Source organism: Dactylosporangium sp. NPDC000555 (assembly GCF_040300025.1).
In the GTDB taxonomy this organism is placed as follows: Bacteria; Actinomycetota; Actinomycetes; order Mycobacteriales; family Micromonosporaceae; genus Dactylosporangium.
Map to the genome: position 1 here is coordinate 158,879 of NZ_JBEPDB010000001.1, position 15,311 is coordinate 174,189.

Sequence of the window (15,311 nt, forward strand, 5' to 3'; positions counted from 1 at the left end):
ATGGACACCGCCGCGCAGCTCTCACCCGCTCCCTCGGGTACACAGTGGACGATCCGCTCGGGCGGCCAGGAGGCCGTCATCGTCGAGGTGGGTGGGGGGTTGCGCACCTTCACCTCCGACGGGCGAGACGTCGTCGCCGGATTCGCCGAGCACGAGCGCGCGGTCGGTTCCGCCGGGCAGGTGCTGGCGCCCTGGCCCAACCGCATCCGCGATGGGAAGTACGCGTTCGGCGGCGAGCACCTGCAGGTGCCGTTGACCGAGCCCGAGCGGCACAACGCGATCCACGGCCTGGTGAACTGGGTGCGCTGGCAGGTGGTCGACGCGACGCCCGACAGCGTGACCGTCGCCCACGATCTGGTATCGCGGCCGGGGTACCCGTGGCCGCTGCGCCTGCGGACGACGTGGTCGGTGAGCGAAGTCGGCCTGCGCGCCGAGCACGTGGTCACCAACACCGGCGGCACCGCGGCGCCCTTCGGCCTCGCCACCCATCCGTACGTGCTGGTGCCCGGGGTACCGGTGGACGAGCTGACCCTGCGCGTGCCGGCCCGCAGCCGGCTGCTCGTCGACTCCCGCATGCTGCCGATCGGCGCGGCCCGGGTCGCCGGCAGCGAGTACGACTTCACCGAGGGGCGGCGCCTCGGCGCCACCGTCCTCGACACGGCCTTCGGCGAGGTGGACCCCGACGCCGAGGGCGGCTCGCAGGTCGACGTCACCGCGCCCGACGGCCGCGGCGTCACCGTCTGGGCCGACTCATCCTTCAGCTGGTGGCAGGTGTACTCCTCCGACACCCTGCCCGCCGACCGGCTGCGCAAGGCGCTCGCGATCGAGCCGATGACCTGCCCGCCCGACGCGTTCCGCTCCGGGCGCGACGTGGTGACCCTGGAGCCGGGTTCGAGCTGGCGCGGGGCGTGGGGGATCCGCGCGTTCTAGGCTTCATCTGTGGAACTTTCCGAGGTGATCCGCCGGCGGCGGATGGTGCGCAACTACGACCCCGACCGTCCGGTGCCGGCGGACATCGTCGAGCGGCTGCTCGGTTACGCCACGCACGCCCCGTCGGCGGGCTTTTCCCAGGGCTGGGAGTTCCTGCTGCTGGACACCCGCAAGGATGTCGAGCGCTTCTGGGCGGCCACCACGCCCGAGGACAACCTGCCCTCGGGCTGGCTGGAGGGGATGAGCCGGGCGCCGGTCGTCGTCGTGCCGCTCAGCCACCGCGACGCGTACCTCGACCGCTACGCCCAGCCGGACAAGGGCTGGACCGATCGCGACGAGGCCCGCTGGCCGGTGCCCTATTGGCACATCGACACCGGGATGGCGAGCCTGCTGGTCCTGCTGGGCGCGGTGGACGAGGGCCTCGGTGCGTGCTTCTTCGGCATCACCCCGGACCGGATCCCGCACTTCCGCGCGGAGTTCGGCGTCCCCGAGAGCTACACGCCGATCGGCGCTATGACCATCGGCTACCGGGCCGCGGACAAGCGCTCGCCATCGCTCAAACGGGGCCGGCGGGAGTCGCCGAGCGTGACGCATCGGGGCAACTGGGGTAACCGAGCCGACTCGTGACACCATTTCTGTCGCACCCAGTCGGTACCCTGGCAGCGTCAGGGGGGTGAACGTTCATGATCTTCAAAGCGGTCCGCGACGGTCGGCCGTATCCGGAGCATGGGCTGACGTTGAAGCAGTGGTCCGAGATCCCGCCGCGCCCGGTGCGGCTCGACCAGCTCATCACCACCAAACGCGAGCTGGCGCTCGACAAGCTGCTCGCTGAGGACTCGACCTTCTACGGCGACCTGTTCCCGCACGTCGTGCAGTGGGAGGGCGGCCTCTATCTCGAGGACGGCCTGCACCGCGCGCTGCGGGCCGCGCTGCAGCAGCGCACCTCCATTCACGCTCGGGTCCTGCAGGCCTGACGCATATGGTGGGGGCGTGACGACGACGCGCCCCCTCGACCTGCTCGACCTCGACGGCCTGCACTCGCAGGAGGAGCTGGCGATCCGCGCGGTGGTGCGCCGGGTCGTCGACGACCACGTCCGGCCCAACGTCGCCGAGTGGTACGAGCGAGGTGAGGTGCCGGTGCGCGAGCTGGCGAAGGAGTTCGCCGGTGTCGGCCTGCTGGGCATGCATCTGCACGGCTACGGGTGCGCCGGGGCGAGCGCCGTCGCCTACGGGCTCGCCTGCCTGGAGCTCGAGGCCGGCGACTCCGGGGTGCGCAGCCTCGTCTCGGTGCAGGGGTCGCTGGCGATGCAGGCCATCTGGAAGTACGGGTCCGACGAGCAGAAGGACGAGTGGCTGCCGCGGATGGCCGCGGGCGACGCGATCGGCTGCTTCGGACTGACCGAGCCCGACCACGGCTCCGACCCCGCCTCCATGACCACCCGTGCGCGCCGCGACGGCGACGACTGGGTCCTCAGCGGCGGCAAGATGTGGATTACCAACGCGCCGGTGGCCGAAGTGGCCGTCGTGTGGGCGCGCACCGATGACGGGGTCGGCGGTTTCGCGGTACCGATGCGGGCCCCCGGCGTGTCCGCGCGGGAGGTGCACCACAAGCTCTCGCTGCGGGCCTCCCGCACCGGGCAGATCTTCCTTGACGACGTGCGTCTGCCCGCCTCGGCGCGGCTGCCGCACGCCCGGGGACTGAAGGCGCCGCTGTCCTGTCTCACCGAGGCGCGGCAGGGCATCGCCTGGGGCGCCCTCGGCGCGGCCCGCGACTGCCTGCACACCGCGCTGGACTACGCCAGCGCGCGGGAGCAGTTCGGCCGGCCGATCGCGGGCTTCCAGCTGACCCAGGCCAAGCTCGCCGACGCCGCGGTCGAGCTGCAGAAGGGCTACCTGCTGGCGCTGCATCTCGGCCGGCTCGCCGACGCCGGGAAGCTGCGCCCCGAGCAGGTCAGCGTGGGCAAGCTCAACAACGTGCGGGAGGCCCTCGCGATCGCCCGGCAGTGCCGCACGATCCTCGGCGCCAACGGCATCAGCGCGGAGTATCCGGTCATGCGCCACGCCGCCAATCTTGAGACGGTGCTCACGTACGAGGGAACCTCGGAGATACATCAGCTGGTCATCGGGCAGCGCCTCACGGGCATCGCCGCGTTCGCCTGAGATCGACTCGCGGCTCTTTACTCGGCCCCTTACCGTGATGGGAAGAAGGTCCTCCCAGAGGAGTCGAGCATGGCCGACAAGGAAGAGTCGACGACCTCCGAGTATCCCGAGGTCACGTCGGGTGCCGGCGGCTGGAACCCGCAGATAGGGGACCCCGTCGATCCGCGCGCGGAGCAGGGCAAGGCGCTGGAGCCGCGCGAGCCGATCGTCGTGCCGGTCAAGCCGGGCGGCGGCGCGATGCGCGGCCTGTTCTGGCTGGTCGCCACGATCGGGCTGGTCGTCGCGCTGGTGCTCGGCGCCAAGACGATCGGCCTCTTTCCCGGCTTGAAGAACCCCTTCGCCGAGCAGCAGACCGACCGCAGCGGCCCGGCGCTGCTCAAGTCCGTGCAGGACCTCAACCAGTTCGTCGCGGCCGAGGGCAACTTCCAGGTCATCGTCGATGTGCAGAAGGACCGCAGATACATCCCGGACTTCCTGCTCAATGAGCGCATCCTGTTCGTCGCGGCCGGCTCCGTCGAGGTGTATGTCGACTTCACGAGCATCGGCCAGGGCGCGGTGCGGGAGTCCGAGGATCGGCGTACCGCGGAGATCAACCTGCCGGCGCCCCAGCTGCGGCCGGTCCGGATCGACAACGACCACAGCTACGTCTACGAGCAGGAGCGGGGGATCTTCAACCGCATCGGTGACGCGTTGAGTTCGGACCCGAATCGGATGCAGGAGGTCTACAAGCTCGCCGAGGGGAAGATCGGTGACGCCGCCAAGGACGCTGGCCTGCAGAAACGAGCCGAGGACAACACCCGCAAGATGCTCCAGCAGTTCCTCGCGGCGCTCGGGTACACATCGGTGACGGTGAACTTCCCGGCCCCTTGACCCTGACCCTGAACTGCGAGTTCCCGTGACAGTAGTCGCGCGGTAACACCCCGAACACTGGTCATTTACCCGATGGACCAACTTGCGTGTGTCTCATCACAGTATTTGACTCGGGGTAACTGGCCGATCCGCGAATTGCTGACCTGGGGCGGAGGTGTGACGGTGGCTACCGTCGCGCTCAAAGATGTGATGAAGGTGTTCACTGACGGCACCGTCGCTGTCGACCGCATCAACCTGGATGTTGGACAGGGCGAGTTCATGGTGTTGCTCGGTCCGAGCGGCTGCGGCAAGTCGACGCTGCTGCGCATGGTGGCCGGCCTGGAGGACCCAACCTCCGGCGCCATCATCATGGACGGCGAGCTCGCCAACGACCTTCCACCGCGCGAGCGCGGGGTAGCCATGGTCTTCCAGGACTTCGCCCTCTACCCGCACATGACGGTCGGCGAGAACATCGGCTTCCCGCTGCGGCTGTCCGGAGTGGAGGCCGAGCCGCGCGCCGAGCAGGTCGCCGAGGTGGCCAGTGCGCTGGGCATCGGCGACGTGCTGGCCCGCAAGCCGGCGCATCTGTCCGGTGGCCAGCGCCAGCGCGTCGCGATGGGGCGGGCCATCGTGCGCCGGCCGAAGCTCTTCCTCATGGACGAGCCGCTGTCCAACCTGGACAGCGGCCTGCGCGCCGAGCTGCGCGCCGAGATCTCCGGGCTGGTCCGCGAGCTGGGCGTCACCACGATCTACGTCACCCACGATCAGGCCGAGGCGCTGACCATGGCCGACCGGGTCGCGATCATGCGCAAGGGCGTCCTGCAGGACGTGGGGACGCCGACGCAGGTGTACGGCAGGCCGGCGACCCTCTACGTCGCGGCCTTCCTCGGCAGCCCGCGGATGAACCTGCTCGAGGCCGAGGTCTACGTCCACCTCGACCGCCACATCGCCCTGCACATGGGCGACCAGGTGCTGCACCTGCCGTGGAACGACCTGCGCTCGAGGCAGGTCGCCCACTTCCACGGCGAGCGCATCGTCATCGGGGTGCGTGCGGAGGCGTTGACCCCGGTGCCCGACTCCTCGACCGGCGACGTGCTGCGGGGCCGCATCCGGTACCTCGAGCACCACGGCCACGAGTCGCTCGCGTTCCTCGACATCGGCGCGACCGCGGTGATCGTGGACGAGATCGGCAAGCCCCCGTCGGACGCGCCGATCAACGGCGGCGGCCTGCGCAAGTTCGTCAACAGGCTCACCGGCCGCGGCGGCGGGGCCGAAGACATTGAGCTCGTCGGCGTCGGCGTCGGTGCCGACGGCCGCGGCGGCCCGCGCCGCGCGTCCAACCGCGAGAGCGTCCTGAGTGACCCGGGCCGGCACCACCGCCGCCCGGCCGAGTTGGCGGTTCGGCTCGCACCGTATCCGAATGTGACGCACGGTCACCCGTTGACCGTCGCTGTGCGCATGGAAGCTCTACACTTTTTCGACGAAAGGGGACAACGTATCGATGTGGGGTGGCGCTGAGTGACGCATGTCGCCTAGCCTGCGCCGATGGCAGCCTATGGCGAATCCGGATCCGGACTGCTCATCATCGAGCGCATCCTGCGTGATCGTGAGTCGATCTGGCGGCAGATCGGCGAGGAACGTGACCTTGGCAAGCTGACCAAGCAGATGCTCTACACCTCCGTGGCGGCGCTGGCCTGCTACGGAGCCGTGCTTGGCGCATCCGCAAGCATCGCGCAGGCGGCCCTGTCGGCGGCGAAACTGCCGCTGCTGTTTCTCATGACGCTGGCCATCTGCCTGCCCACGCTGTATCTGTTCAACCTGGTCTTCGGCGCCCGCCTCCAGGTAAAACAGGCATTGTCGCTGGTGATGGTCACGATCACGGTGACGTCGGTGCTTTCGCTGGCCTTCGCGCCGATCAGCCTGTTCTTCCGCATCACCGCGTTCAGCTACGACTTCTACAAGCTCCTCAACGTCGCGATCCTCACGATGACCGCCTTCGTCGGCCTGCGGTTCCTGACCAGTGGCATGCGCGCGCTGAACGAGCACACGGCCGCGCTGGCCGAGACGCGGCGGCAGGAGCGCGAGCGCGGGGAGCGTGCGGCCGCGGCCGCCGAGGCCGCGCTGTCCGCCCCGGTCACCACCGACACTTCCTCGACCGGCGCCGCCTCGGCCACCGGCTCCACTGCCGGCTCGGCCGCCGCCGATGGGGAGGCCGCCGAGGGCGAGCAGGCGGCGGGCGGCGATCCGGGGGCGGCGGTGCCCACATCGCCCGCGCCGGCGCCCGTTGTCGCGCCGGTCTCCGCGGTCCCCGTTTCCACTGTCCCGATCTCCGCGCTGCCGGCGACCGCCGGCGTGCCGAACGGGCTGGTCGCCACCCTCGTGGCGCCCCCACACCCGACCGCGATGCAGGGCCAGCCGCTGCTGATGCCCGACGGCCGGACCGCCTACCCGGTGCCGTATCCGCAGCCGGTGCCCATGATGCGGCCCGCGCCTCGGCCCGAGCCGCAGCCGGCGCCGGGGGAGCGGCCGGCGAGCATGACGCTGCTGAACGTGTGGATCCTGCTGTTCGGCTTCGTCGGCACGCAGTTGGCGTGGACGCTGCGTCCGTTCGTGGGCTCCCCGGACGAGCCGTTCGCGATCTTCCGCAAGATCGAGGGAAACTTCTACGTCGAGGTGGTCCGTGCGATCGGGCGCCTGTTCACCTGACCGGGAAAATCGGCGTTCGGCCGCAGTCTACCGGTCGGTAACATACCTGGAATGAACATTGATTCCAAGGCGCTCGCCCAGGGCCTGACGTCGGTCGTGCCGTTCGCCCGCACCGTGGGCATCGAGATCGTCGAGGTGGTGGTGGACGGCGACGACGTGCGCGCCGTCGCCACCCTTCCCGACGAGGAGCGCCTGCACAACCACGTGGCCGGCCCCCACGCGGGTGCGCTGTTCGCGCTGGGCGAGACGGCCTCGGGCGCGGTCGTGATGGCCGCGTTCGGCCCGCACCTGTCGCTGGGCACGCCGCTGGCGGTGCGCGCGGACATCGCGTACGCGAAGCTGGCGAAGGGCCCGGTCCGTGCCACCGCCGTCCTCGGCCGCGCGGTGGACGAGGTCGTCGGCGAGCTGGTGACGGGTGGCCGCCCCGAGTTCCCGGTGGCCATCGAGATCACCCGCGAGGGCGGCGCGGTCACCGCGGCCATGACCGTGGTGTGGACGATCCGGCCGAATCGCTGAACCCGCGCTCAGGCGCCGCGGTGCGTGACATGTGTCCGACCCGTGCCTGAAAGCGGTACGAACCTGTTAACTACTGGAAGGTTTCTTGACTATTATCGAGATGTGATGTGACCATCATCGCCAGGTGCGAAGGGGTGGTTCACGCATGAAAGCACACACGGGGGTCGAACTGCGCAGCATGGCGGATGCCGTGCTGCAGCCGGGATTTGTCGGCAAGGAGCCGCCACCATGGTTACGCCGCCGCCTCGCCGATGGGCTAGGCGGCGTCGCTCTCTTCGCGCGCAACGTGGTGGACCGGGATCAGGTCGCTGAGCTGACCGCCGCGATGCGCGCCGAGAAGCCGGACGTCATCGTCGCCATCGACGAGGAGGCCGGCGACGTCACGCGCATGCATGCGCACACCGGCAGCCCGTGGCCGGGCAACCTGGCGCTCGGCGCGATCGACGACCCGGCGCTGACCCGCGAGGTCGCCGGGCACATCGGGCGCGGTTTGGCCGCGGCCGGCATCAACTTCGACTACGCGCCCGACGCCGACGTCAACAACGACCCGAACAACCCGGTGATCGGCTCGCGTGCGTTCGGTGCCGAGCCCGAGCGGGTCGCCCGGCACACCGCGGCCTGGATCGCCGGGCTGCAGGGGGCCGGCGTCGCCGCGTGCGCCAAGCACTTTCCCGGGCACGGGAACACGAGCGTGGACTCTCACCTCGACGTACCGCTGATCAAGGCCGGCCGGGCCGATCTCGACGCGGTGGAACTGGTGCCGTTCCGGGCGGCCATCGCGGCGGGCGTGCAGGCGGTAATGAGCGCGCACCTGCGGGTGCCGGCCCTCGACGCCGAGCTGCCCGCGACCCTGAGCCGGAAGATCATGACCGAGCTGCTGCGTGGCGAGCTCGGGTTCGAGGGGCTGATCGTCACCGACGGCATCGAGATGCGCGCGATCTCCGCCCGTCACGGCCTCGCCCGCGCCACCGTCATGGCGCTCGACGCTGGCGCGGACGCGATCTGCGTCGGCGGCGACCACGCCGACGAGGAGACCGCGGTCATGCTGCGCGACGCGATCGTCGACGCGGTGCGCTCGGGCGAGCTGTCCGAGGAGCGGCTCGCCGACGCCGCCGCGCGGGTTGCCCGCCTCGCCGCGTGGTCGGCCGCGGCACCCAAGCTCGCGCCGGACCCGCGCGCGGGCGAGATCGGGCTGTCGGCGGCCCGCCGGGCGCTGCGGATCACCGCGCCGGACGCGGCGTTCCCGCTGGCGGGCGCGCCGTACGTGATCGAGTTTCAGCCCGAGCTCAACTTCGCGATCGCGCCCGAGACGCCGTGGGGGCTGCTCGCGCCGCTCGCGGAACTCGTCCCGGCGACCGCCGGCGTGCGGCTGACCTCGCGGGACGGCCTGCCCGACGCGCTGCGGGCCTCGCTGGGCCGGCCGCTGGTGCTGGTCGTGCGCGACCCGCACCGCTATCCGTGGATGGCGGACTCCGTACAGGTCTCCCTGGCCATGCGCCGGGACGCCGTCGTCGTCGAAATGGGCGTTCCGGTGGACCCGCAAGGTGACGTACACATCGCCACGTTCGGCGCGACGGCCGCGGCAGGCCGTGCGGTCGCCGAGTTGCTGGCGGGTCGCTGAAGACGCGGACGGTGAGGATCTCGTGACGCTGAGACCGCACTCAGCTTCGACACCCGCGGCGTTTCCCGCGCCGGTCTAGCATGCCGGTATGTCCCCGACCAAGTCCCGCCCCGGCCTTCTCGTCGCCGGCGTCGCCGCGCTGACGGCGGTGCTCGTCGCCCTCACCGGCTGCTCCGGCAAGTCCGACAAGAAGGGCGGGGCACCGTCGGCAGACCCCAACCTGCCGGCCGCCGAAGTGCTGCTCAAGGACTCCGCGGCGGCGATGGGCGGCATCAAGACCGCCAAGTTCCTGATCACCGCCGACGGCACGATCGCCGGGGTGGCCATCAAGCGCGCCGACGGCGTGCTCACGAAGGAGGGCAACGCCCAGGGCACCGCGCAGGTCGAGCAGATGGGCACGACCGCCGATCTGGCGTTCACGATCGTGGGCCAGACGATGTGGCTCAAAGGCCCCACCGGCGACTACCAGAAGATCCCGCTCGCACTCGCCGCGTCGGTCTACGACCCGTCGGCGATCCTCGATCCCGACCGCGGCATCGCGAAGGTGGTCTCCGCCGCGACCGACGGCAAGACCGAGGGCGCCGAGACCGTGGACAACCAGGCGACCTATCGGGTGAGCGCCAAGTTCCCGGCCGAGAACCTGTCGAAGGTCGTGCCCGGCGTGACCGGCAGCGTGCCGGGCCGCCTGTGGATCGCGAAGGACAACAAGCGCGTGCTGAAGGCCGCGTTCGACCTGCCCGCCGTGGGCGACGCCAAGGGCGGCACGGTCACCGTGACGTTCACCGAGTTCGACGCCGCCGTCACCATCGCGCCGCCGAAGTAGAGCCGAGCCGATGCTGGACAGCGATCCGTCCGCCGACCCGCCACCGACGCCCGCGGGGCGCCGCGCGGGCGCCGAGGCCGTCCCCACCGCGACCGCCGCAGCGGCTCCCGGCCTCTCCGCAGGCTCCGGCGGCGGCCGGGCCGTCGCTGCGGGCCGGTCCGGGGGCGCTGCGGGGGGTGCCCAGAGCGGGGACGGCGGGCATCCGCGGCGGCGGCTGGCCATCGGCGTCGGCGGGGCCACGGTGCTGCTGGCGGCGCTGGACGCCTACGTGGTCGTGGGCGTCCTCACCGACATCCTCGACGCGCTGCACATCGCGGTCAACCGGCTCGAGCGGGTGACGCCGGTCGTGACCGGGTTCCTGCTCGGGTATATCGCCGGGATGCCGCTGCTCGGCTCGCTCTCCGACCGGCTGGGGCGGCGGGCGGTGCTGATCGGCTGCCTCGTCGGCTTCGCGGGCGGCTCCGCGCTCACGGCGGGCTCGGGCGACTCGATCTGGCTGCTCGCGACCGGCCGGGCGGTGCAGGGCCTGGCCGGCGGCGCCCTGCTGCCGGTGACCCTGGCGCTGGCCGGCGACCTGTGGGCGGAGCGGCGCCGGGCGACGGTGCTCGGTGTGGTCGGCGCGGCGCAGGAGCTCGGTAGCGTGCTCGGCCCGCTTTACGGGGTGGGCATCGCGGCCCTGCTCGGCTCGTGGCGGGGCATCTTCTGGATCAACCTTCCGCTGGTCGCCGCCGCCATCGCGCTCGTGTGGGTGGCGCTGCCAGGTCGGGCCCCGGCGCCGGAGCGGCCGAAGACCGACGTCGTCGGCGGCCTGCTGCTGGCGCTGACACTCGGCGCGGCGGTGGTGGCGCTCTACAACCCCGACCCGGAGCGCGCGGTCCTGCCTCCGTGGGGCGGCTGGATGCTCGCCGGGGCGGCCGCCGGGGCCGTCCTGTTCGTCGTGTGGGAGCTGCGGGCGCGCACCCGCCTGATCGACCTGCGCGGCGCGCTGCGGCGCCCGTTCTTCGGCGCGCTCGGCGCGAGCTTCTGCGCCGGCGCCGCCCTGATGGTGACGCTGGTCGACGTGGAGCTGGTCGCGCAGACGCTGCTCGGCCGGCACGGCGTGCAGGGCACGCTCGTGCTGACCCGCTTCCTGGTGGCGCTGCCGATCGGCGCGGTGCTCGGCGGCTGGCTGGTGTCGCGGCTCGGCGAGCGCCTGGTCGCGGCGGGCGGGCTGGCGGTGGCCGCCGGCGGATACGTGCTCATCGCGGGCTGGCCGGCCGACGTGCTCGCGGTGCGCTACCTCGGGTTCCTGCCACGGCTGGACACCGACCTCGTCGTCGCCGGGTTCGGGCTGGGCCTGGTGATCGGCCCGCTCTCCGCCGCGATCCTGCGGGCCACCCCGCCCGCGCAGCACGGCGTGGCATCCTCGGCGGTGGTCGTGGCCCGGATGATGGGCATGCTGATCGGCGTGGCCGCGCTGACCGCGTGGGGCCTGCACCGCTTCCATGAGCTGACCGCCCAGCTCGACTTCCCGCTGGTCTTCGGCAAGCCCGCCGACGAGCAGCGGCGCCTGATGGACGCGTACAAGGCCGCGCTGCAGTCCGCGCTGCGCACGGAGTATCGCGAGATCTTCCTGGCCACGGCCGCCATCTGCGCACTGGGCGCGGTATTCGCGCTGCTGCTGCAGGGTCGCGCCGCCCGCCCCGGCCCCGGGCCGAACCACTGACCCCAAGCCCGGGACGCTCGCTGCGAGAGCCCTACGCGTGGCCGCCCGCGCGGGCCAGGGCGCAGATGGCGATCAACCGGAGGGCGGGCCACTCGAGCTTCGACCAGTCGACCTCGTTGGTCGGGGCGAGCTGCCACTGCGCCTCGACGAGGGCGTCGCGCACGCCGGTCGCGTAGCCGGCCAGCGGGACCGCGCCGGGGCCGTGCGCGGGGTCGCCCAGCGCGTCGCGGACCGAGGCCGCATGCTGGTCGATCGCGGCCTGCAGGCCGGCGGACTCGCGGGCCGCGGCCAGGCCGGCCTCGCCGAGCCAGGTCATCAGGCCGTTGAGCGTCGCGCGCGCGACGGTGAGGCGAGTGGCCTCGGAGAAGTCGCCGAAGGCGCCGCTCCCGGTGCCGGCGGTGGTGAAGCTCGTGTCGTTGGACATGCCACCGACTTCGGCCGCGTCGCCCGGCGCATGACGGGTGGACCCGGGCCGCACCACGGGTCACCCGGACCGCTACCGAGCCGGCCGCGCCGGTGGTCTGAGCCGGCCGCGCCGGATGGCGGCAAGGGGCGGCCCGGGCCGCACCCCGGGCCACCCACCCCGCCGCTGAAGCCCCTCTGTGAGGAGCGAACTCAGCCGTAGCTGCGGGCCTTGGACTCGTCCGGCATGAGGACCCACAGGATCAGGTAGATCACGAACTGCGGGCCGGGCAGCAGGCACGAGAGGACGAAGATCAGCCGCATCACGTTGGGCGGCATGCCGAAGCGGCGGGCGAGACCCGAGCAGACGCCGGCGATCCAACGGTTGTCACGGGATCTGACGAGACTGGGCATCCCTGCTCCTCGTATCGATGTGTACCTCAACCGTAGAAATGCCCGGGGCACCCGCCCTCCAACCTTTGACGGAAATCCGGAGTACCGACCATTAGGGATTCATCCGCACGGGTAGCCGGTCGGTTGCCGCGCGTTGCGGGGTGGTTGGGCCGCTCACGAGGTTTGCGACGCGCCCGATGTCAGGGGTGACAGACCTCGCCACAGTCCCCGACGGAAGGCCTCACACAGTGACCCGGTTCGCCCGCCGCGCCACCACCATCGCCGCCGCGCTCCTCGCGGCGCCCCTCGGCTTCGCACTCGTCACGACCACCGGACCACAGGCCCTCGCGGCCGGCGCGCCCGTCACGGCCGGCGTCGCGCATGTCGTGGAGGCGGTGGGCGCGAACGCCGCGGCCGCGAAGCCCGCCGTCGACGTCATCGCCGCGAAGGCCTCGAAGACGACGAAGAAGAAGACCAAGAACAAGAAGTCGTCCGCGAAGAAGATCCCGGCCAAGACGCCGCCCAAGGCGCCCGCCAGCCAGCCGACGACACCCGCCACGGCGCCGACCACGACGCAGCCGTCACAGGACGGGTACGCGGCGATCGAGAACCAGGTCGTCACCCTGACCAACGACTACCGCCAGGCCAACGGCTGCGGCGCGCTGCGCATCGACGGCCGGCTCGTCGCCGCGGCAAGGGCGCACAGCACCGACATGGCCACGAACAACTTCTTCGACCACACCGGCTCGAACGGCAGCAGCTTCGTGCAGCGCGAGGCCGCCGCCGGCTACACCACGGGCGCCTCGGCCGAGAACATCGCCTGGGGGTACCGCAGCGCCCAGGATGTCGTCAACGGCTGGATCAACAGCCCGGGCCACCGCGCCAACATCCTGAACTGCTCGAGCGTCGCGGTCGGCGTCGGGCTCGCGTACAAGGCCGACGGCACGCCGTACTGGACCCAGGACTTCGGCCGAGTCTGAAAACCGTGTAGAAAGCACGGGTGATCAACCCTCCTAGAGCACTGCTGCTGGCGGGCGCCGTCCTGGCGCTCGCCGGCTGCGGTGATGACAAGGCCTCGCCGCCCGAGGCGAAGCGCAACGCCGTCGTCTACAACACCGTGGACGTGTGCGCCCTCGCCTCCGACGACCAGCTCAAGGCGGCGCTGGGCGAGAACGCCGGCCACAAGGAGCGCCGCGACACCGACAGCTTGAAGGCGTGCGCGATCGACGGCTCCTCCGGCGACCTGTACATCTTCCTGACCGTGGTGCGCCCGTCCATGGCGGCGGCCGAGCAGATCAGGTACGACAAGGCCGCCGCGCAGGGCGCGAAGGATCTCGACGCCAGCACGTTCTCGTACTTCGACGACGGCCAGGCCTACGTCGAGACGGCCGACGGCGACCTGGTGCTGCGCGCGTCCCTGGTGTATTACGTCGACAGCGGCAAGATCACGGATGGGCCGGGCGTGGTGGGGCGCCTACACACGCTGCTCGGGCAGATGACACAAAAAGTCTAGAAAGGCAGCAACCGGGGTTCACGGCATCTGCCTAGCGTCGCGACCTATGAGGAATCTTCGACGTGTCGGCCTCGGCGTGGGCGTCGGCGTGCTGTCGCTCGCGATCAGTGCGCCGAGCGCCTCGGCCAATGGCTCGTCCGGCCATGCCTGGGGCCAGGCTCAGCTCACCGGCTGGGCCGCGCTTCCGGCGGCGACCTTCGTCTCGGCGAGCGACCCGTCCGGCGCCCTGCTCGGCGGCACCCCGTCCAACGGCATCACCCCGCCCTTCGACGACCAGCCGATCCAGGGCTTCAGCGGCATCCTGAAGAACGGCGACGGCACCTTCGACGTCATCTCCGACAACGGCTACGGCAACAAGGCCAACAGCGGCGACTTCGTCCTGCGCATCCACCGGGTCGCTCCCGACTACGCCAAGAAGACGGTCGACGTCGTCGGCGGCATCAATCTGACCGACCCCAGCGGCTTCGTGCCCTGGGCCCTGACCCGCAAGGACCGGGTCCTCACCGGCGCCGACTTCGACATCGAGTCGATCCAGCGGGTCGGCGACGGCTCGTACTGGATCGGCGACGAGTTCGGCCCGTACCTGCTGCACTTCGACCGCGCCGGCCGGCTGCTGCAGGCACCGATCTCGCTGCCCGGCGTGCGCGCACCGGAGAACCCGGAGGGCAACCCGAACCTCAACAGCAGCAAGGGCTTCGAGGGCATGGCGCTGTCGCCCGACGGCCGCACGCTCTACCCGATGCTCGAGGGCACCGTCGCCGGCGATCCGGCCGGCAGCCTGCGGTTCAACGAGTTCGACCTGGTGAAGCAGCGGTACACCGGGAAGATCTACACCTACCAGATGGAGGACCCGGGCTACTCGATCGGCGACGCGATCGCCGTCGACGCCGACCGGTTCCTCATCATCGAGCGCGACCAGGGCCAGGGTGCGACCGCCAAGTTCAAGCGGATCTACCTGGCCGACAAGCGCGACCGCAACCGCGACGGCAAGATGGACAAGACCCTCGTCGCGGACCTCATGAACATCGCCGACCCGCGCCACCTCGGCGGCACCTCGAACGTGTTCACGTTCCCGTTCCAGACCATCGAGGACGTCGTGATCCTGGACGACCGGACGCTGGGCGTGGTGAACGACAACAACTTCCCGTTCTCCAGCGGGCGTACCCCGGGCAAGCCGGACGACGACGAGTTCATCACGATCCGCTTGGCCAACAACCTGCACGCCGACAAGCGCTTCCTGCGCTGAGCCGGCGGCGGTGTGCGGCCCGGGGCTCCTATGGGACCAGGCCGCACACCGCCAGCAGGCGCAGCATCGCCCAGGACGGTCGCGACCAGTCCGCCAGCGGGTCGCCGGCGTCCCGCGCCGCGTCGCGGATGGCCGCCGAATAGCCGGCCAGGGCGACCGGGTCGAACAGCGCCCCGCCGAGCGAGTCGCGGATCGCGGCGGCGTGCTGGTCGACGCGGGCGAGCAGGTCCGGGCGTGCCGCCACCGCCGCCCGGCCCGGACGCCCGATCGTGGTGGAGAGCTCGGCCAGGCCGGCACGGGCGAGCCAGGCGCGCCGCCCGGCGGTCAGCTCATCGAAGGGGGCACTCACGTCCGCGACCATAAGCCGAGCGTGCTCGCTCGCGCAGCCCCGACATGCGCGGCGGGGCCGGACATTGGCCGGGCGCCGTGGGAGATCGCCCGAACCGT

Annotated in this window: 17 protein-coding genes; 14 read left to right on the forward strand and 3 right to left on the reverse strand. The window is 71.4% G+C overall.

Annotated elements, in window-relative coordinates:
- From ABT297_RS00795 to ABT297_RS00845, 11 genes are all read left to right on the forward strand, one after another.
- On the forward strand, positions 1 to 930 hold the full coding sequence (locus ABT297_RS00795; RefSeq protein ID WP_350543085.1) for an aldose 1-epimerase family protein: 930 nt from the start codon (positions 1 to 3) through the stop codon (positions 928 to 930).
- Positions 931 to 939: 9 nt separating this feature from the next.
- Complete coding sequence (locus ABT297_RS00800; protein ID WP_350543087.1) at positions 940 to 1,557, forward strand: nitroreductase family protein; 618 nt, start codon at positions 940 to 942, stop codon at positions 1,555 to 1,557.
- A 56-nt stretch (positions 1,558 to 1,613) separates the two neighbouring features.
- Positions 1,614 to 1,904 carry a type II toxin-antitoxin system VapB family antitoxin gene (locus tag ABT297_RS00805; protein ID WP_190249067.1) on the forward strand — a complete coding sequence of 97 codons (291 nt, stop codon included), beginning with the start codon at positions 1,614 to 1,616 and terminating at the stop codon, positions 1,902 to 1,904.
- 16 nt (positions 1,905 to 1,920) lie between these two features.
- Positions 1,921 to 3,090 (forward strand): acyl-CoA dehydrogenase family protein, encoded by a 1,170-nt coding sequence (locus ABT297_RS00810; RefSeq protein WP_350543089.1) that lies wholly within the window; start codon positions 1,921 to 1,923, stop codon positions 3,088 to 3,090.
- 69 nt (positions 3,091 to 3,159) lie between these two features.
- Positions 3,160 to 3,960 (forward strand): DUF4230 domain-containing protein, encoded by an 801-nt coding sequence (locus ABT297_RS00815; RefSeq protein WP_350543091.1) that lies wholly within the window; start codon positions 3,160 to 3,162, stop codon positions 3,958 to 3,960.
- A 162-nt stretch (positions 3,961 to 4,122) separates the two neighbouring features.
- The gene (locus ABT297_RS00820; protein ID WP_350543093.1) at positions 4,123 to 5,457 is read left to right on the forward strand and encodes an ABC transporter ATP-binding protein; all 1,335 of its coding nucleotides are present in this window, start codon (positions 4,123 to 4,125) and stop codon (positions 5,455 to 5,457) included.
- Between the two features lie 27 nt (positions 5,458 to 5,484).
- The gene (locus ABT297_RS00825; protein ID WP_350543095.1) at positions 5,485 to 6,645 is read left to right on the forward strand and encodes a hypothetical protein; all 1,161 of its coding nucleotides are present in this window, start codon (positions 5,485 to 5,487) and stop codon (positions 6,643 to 6,645) included.
- Between the two features lie 51 nt (positions 6,646 to 6,696).
- Positions 6,697 to 7,161: a DUF4442 domain-containing protein gene (locus tag ABT297_RS00830; RefSeq protein ID WP_350543097.1), complete on the forward strand. Its 465-nt coding sequence runs from the start codon at positions 6,697 to 6,699 to the stop codon at positions 7,159 to 7,161.
- Positions 7,162 to 7,306: 145 nt separating this feature from the next.
- Positions 7,307 to 8,782, forward strand: a complete 1,476-nt coding sequence (locus tag ABT297_RS00835) for a glycoside hydrolase family 3 protein (protein ID WP_350543099.1) — start codon at positions 7,307 to 7,309, stop codon at positions 8,780 to 8,782.
- 88 nt (positions 8,783 to 8,870) lie between these two features.
- On the forward strand, positions 8,871 to 9,605 hold the full coding sequence (locus ABT297_RS00840; protein ID WP_350543101.1) for an LppX_LprAFG lipoprotein: 735 nt from the start codon (positions 8,871 to 8,873) through the stop codon (positions 9,603 to 9,605).
- 10 nt (positions 9,606 to 9,615) lie between these two features.
- Positions 9,616 to 11,310: an MFS transporter gene (locus ABT297_RS00845; RefSeq protein WP_350543103.1), complete on the forward strand. Its 1,695-nt coding sequence runs from the start codon at positions 9,616 to 9,618 to the stop codon at positions 11,308 to 11,310.
- Between the two features lie 31 nt (positions 11,311 to 11,341).
- Here the strand turns inward: ABT297_RS00845 and ABT297_RS00850 are convergent, their stop codons facing one another.
- Both ABT297_RS00850 and ABT297_RS00855 read right to left on the reverse strand, forming a co-directional pair.
- Positions 11,342 to 11,734 carry a DUF6401 family natural product biosynthesis protein gene (locus tag ABT297_RS00850; protein ID WP_350543105.1) on the reverse strand — a complete coding sequence of 131 codons (393 nt, stop codon included), beginning with the start codon at positions 11,732 to 11,734 and terminating at the stop codon, positions 11,342 to 11,344.
- 191 nt (positions 11,735 to 11,925) lie between these two features.
- On the reverse strand, positions 11,926 to 12,126 hold the full coding sequence (locus ABT297_RS00855) for a PspC domain-containing protein (RefSeq protein WP_350543107.1): 201 nt from the start codon (positions 12,124 to 12,126) through the stop codon (positions 11,926 to 11,928).
- A 227-nt stretch (positions 12,127 to 12,353) separates the two neighbouring features.
- Here ABT297_RS00855 and ABT297_RS00860 point away from each other — a divergent pair, with 227 nt between their 5' ends.
- From ABT297_RS00860 to ABT297_RS00870, 3 genes are read left to right on the forward strand one after another with little or no spacing between them, the layout of a single operon-like run.
- Entirely contained in the window at positions 12,354 to 13,085 is a 732-nt protein-coding gene (locus ABT297_RS00860) for a CAP domain-containing protein (protein ID WP_350543109.1), read from the forward strand.
- A gap of 20 nt (positions 13,086 to 13,105) precedes the next feature.
- Positions 13,106 to 13,618 (forward strand): hypothetical protein, encoded by a 513-nt coding sequence (locus ABT297_RS00865; RefSeq protein WP_350543111.1) that lies wholly within the window; start codon positions 13,106 to 13,108, stop codon positions 13,616 to 13,618.
- A 46-nt stretch (positions 13,619 to 13,664) separates the two neighbouring features.
- Positions 13,665 to 14,864 (forward strand): esterase-like activity of phytase family protein, encoded by a 1,200-nt coding sequence (locus tag ABT297_RS00870; RefSeq protein ID WP_350543113.1) that lies wholly within the window; start codon positions 13,665 to 13,667, stop codon positions 14,862 to 14,864.
- 28 nt (positions 14,865 to 14,892) lie between these two features.
- On the opposite strand, the gene ABT297_RS00875 is transcribed toward ABT297_RS00870, so the two are convergent.
- Positions 14,893 to 15,213 (reverse strand): DUF6401 family natural product biosynthesis protein, encoded by a 321-nt coding sequence (locus ABT297_RS00875; RefSeq protein WP_350543115.1) that lies wholly within the window; start codon positions 15,211 to 15,213, stop codon positions 14,893 to 14,895.
- Positions 15,214 to 15,311: the final 98 nt, after the last annotated feature.

Bases quoted from the DNA above. Each gene is read 5' to 3' on its own strand.
- ABT297_RS00795 (WP_350543085.1), top strand. From the start codon at position 1: ATGGACACCGCCGCGCAGCTCTCACCCGCTCCCTCGGGTACACAGTGG.
- ABT297_RS00805 (WP_190249067.1), top strand. From the start codon at position 1,614: ATGATCTTCAAAGCGGTCCGCGACGGTCGGCCGTATCCGGAGCATGGG.
- ABT297_RS00815 (WP_350543091.1), top strand. From the start codon at position 3,160: ATGGCCGACAAGGAAGAGTCGACGACCTCCGAGTATCCCGAGGTCACG.
- ABT297_RS00825 (WP_350543095.1), top strand. From the start codon at position 5,485: ATGGCAGCCTATGGCGAATCCGGATCCGGACTGCTCATCATCGAGCGC.
- ABT297_RS00830 (WP_350543097.1), top strand. From the start codon at position 6,697: ATGAACATTGATTCCAAGGCGCTCGCCCAGGGCCTGACGTCGGTCGTG.
- ABT297_RS00835 (WP_350543099.1), top strand. From the start codon at position 7,307: ATGAAAGCACACACGGGGGTCGAACTGCGCAGCATGGCGGATGCCGTG.
- ABT297_RS00840 (WP_350543101.1), top strand. From the start codon at position 8,871: ATGTCCCCGACCAAGTCCCGCCCCGGCCTTCTCGTCGCCGGCGTCGCC.
- ABT297_RS00845 (WP_350543103.1), top strand. From the start codon at position 9,616: ATGCTGGACAGCGATCCGTCCGCCGACCCGCCACCGACGCCCGCGGGG.
- ABT297_RS00850 (WP_350543105.1), bottom strand. From the start codon at position 11,734: ATGTCCAACGACACGAGCTTCACCACCGCCGGCACCGGGAGCGGCGCC.
- ABT297_RS00855 (WP_350543107.1), bottom strand. From the start codon at position 12,126: ATGCCCAGTCTCGTCAGATCCCGTGACAACCGTTGGATCGCCGGCGTC.
- ABT297_RS00870 (WP_350543113.1), top strand. From the start codon at position 13,665: ATGAGGAATCTTCGACGTGTCGGCCTCGGCGTGGGCGTCGGCGTGCTG.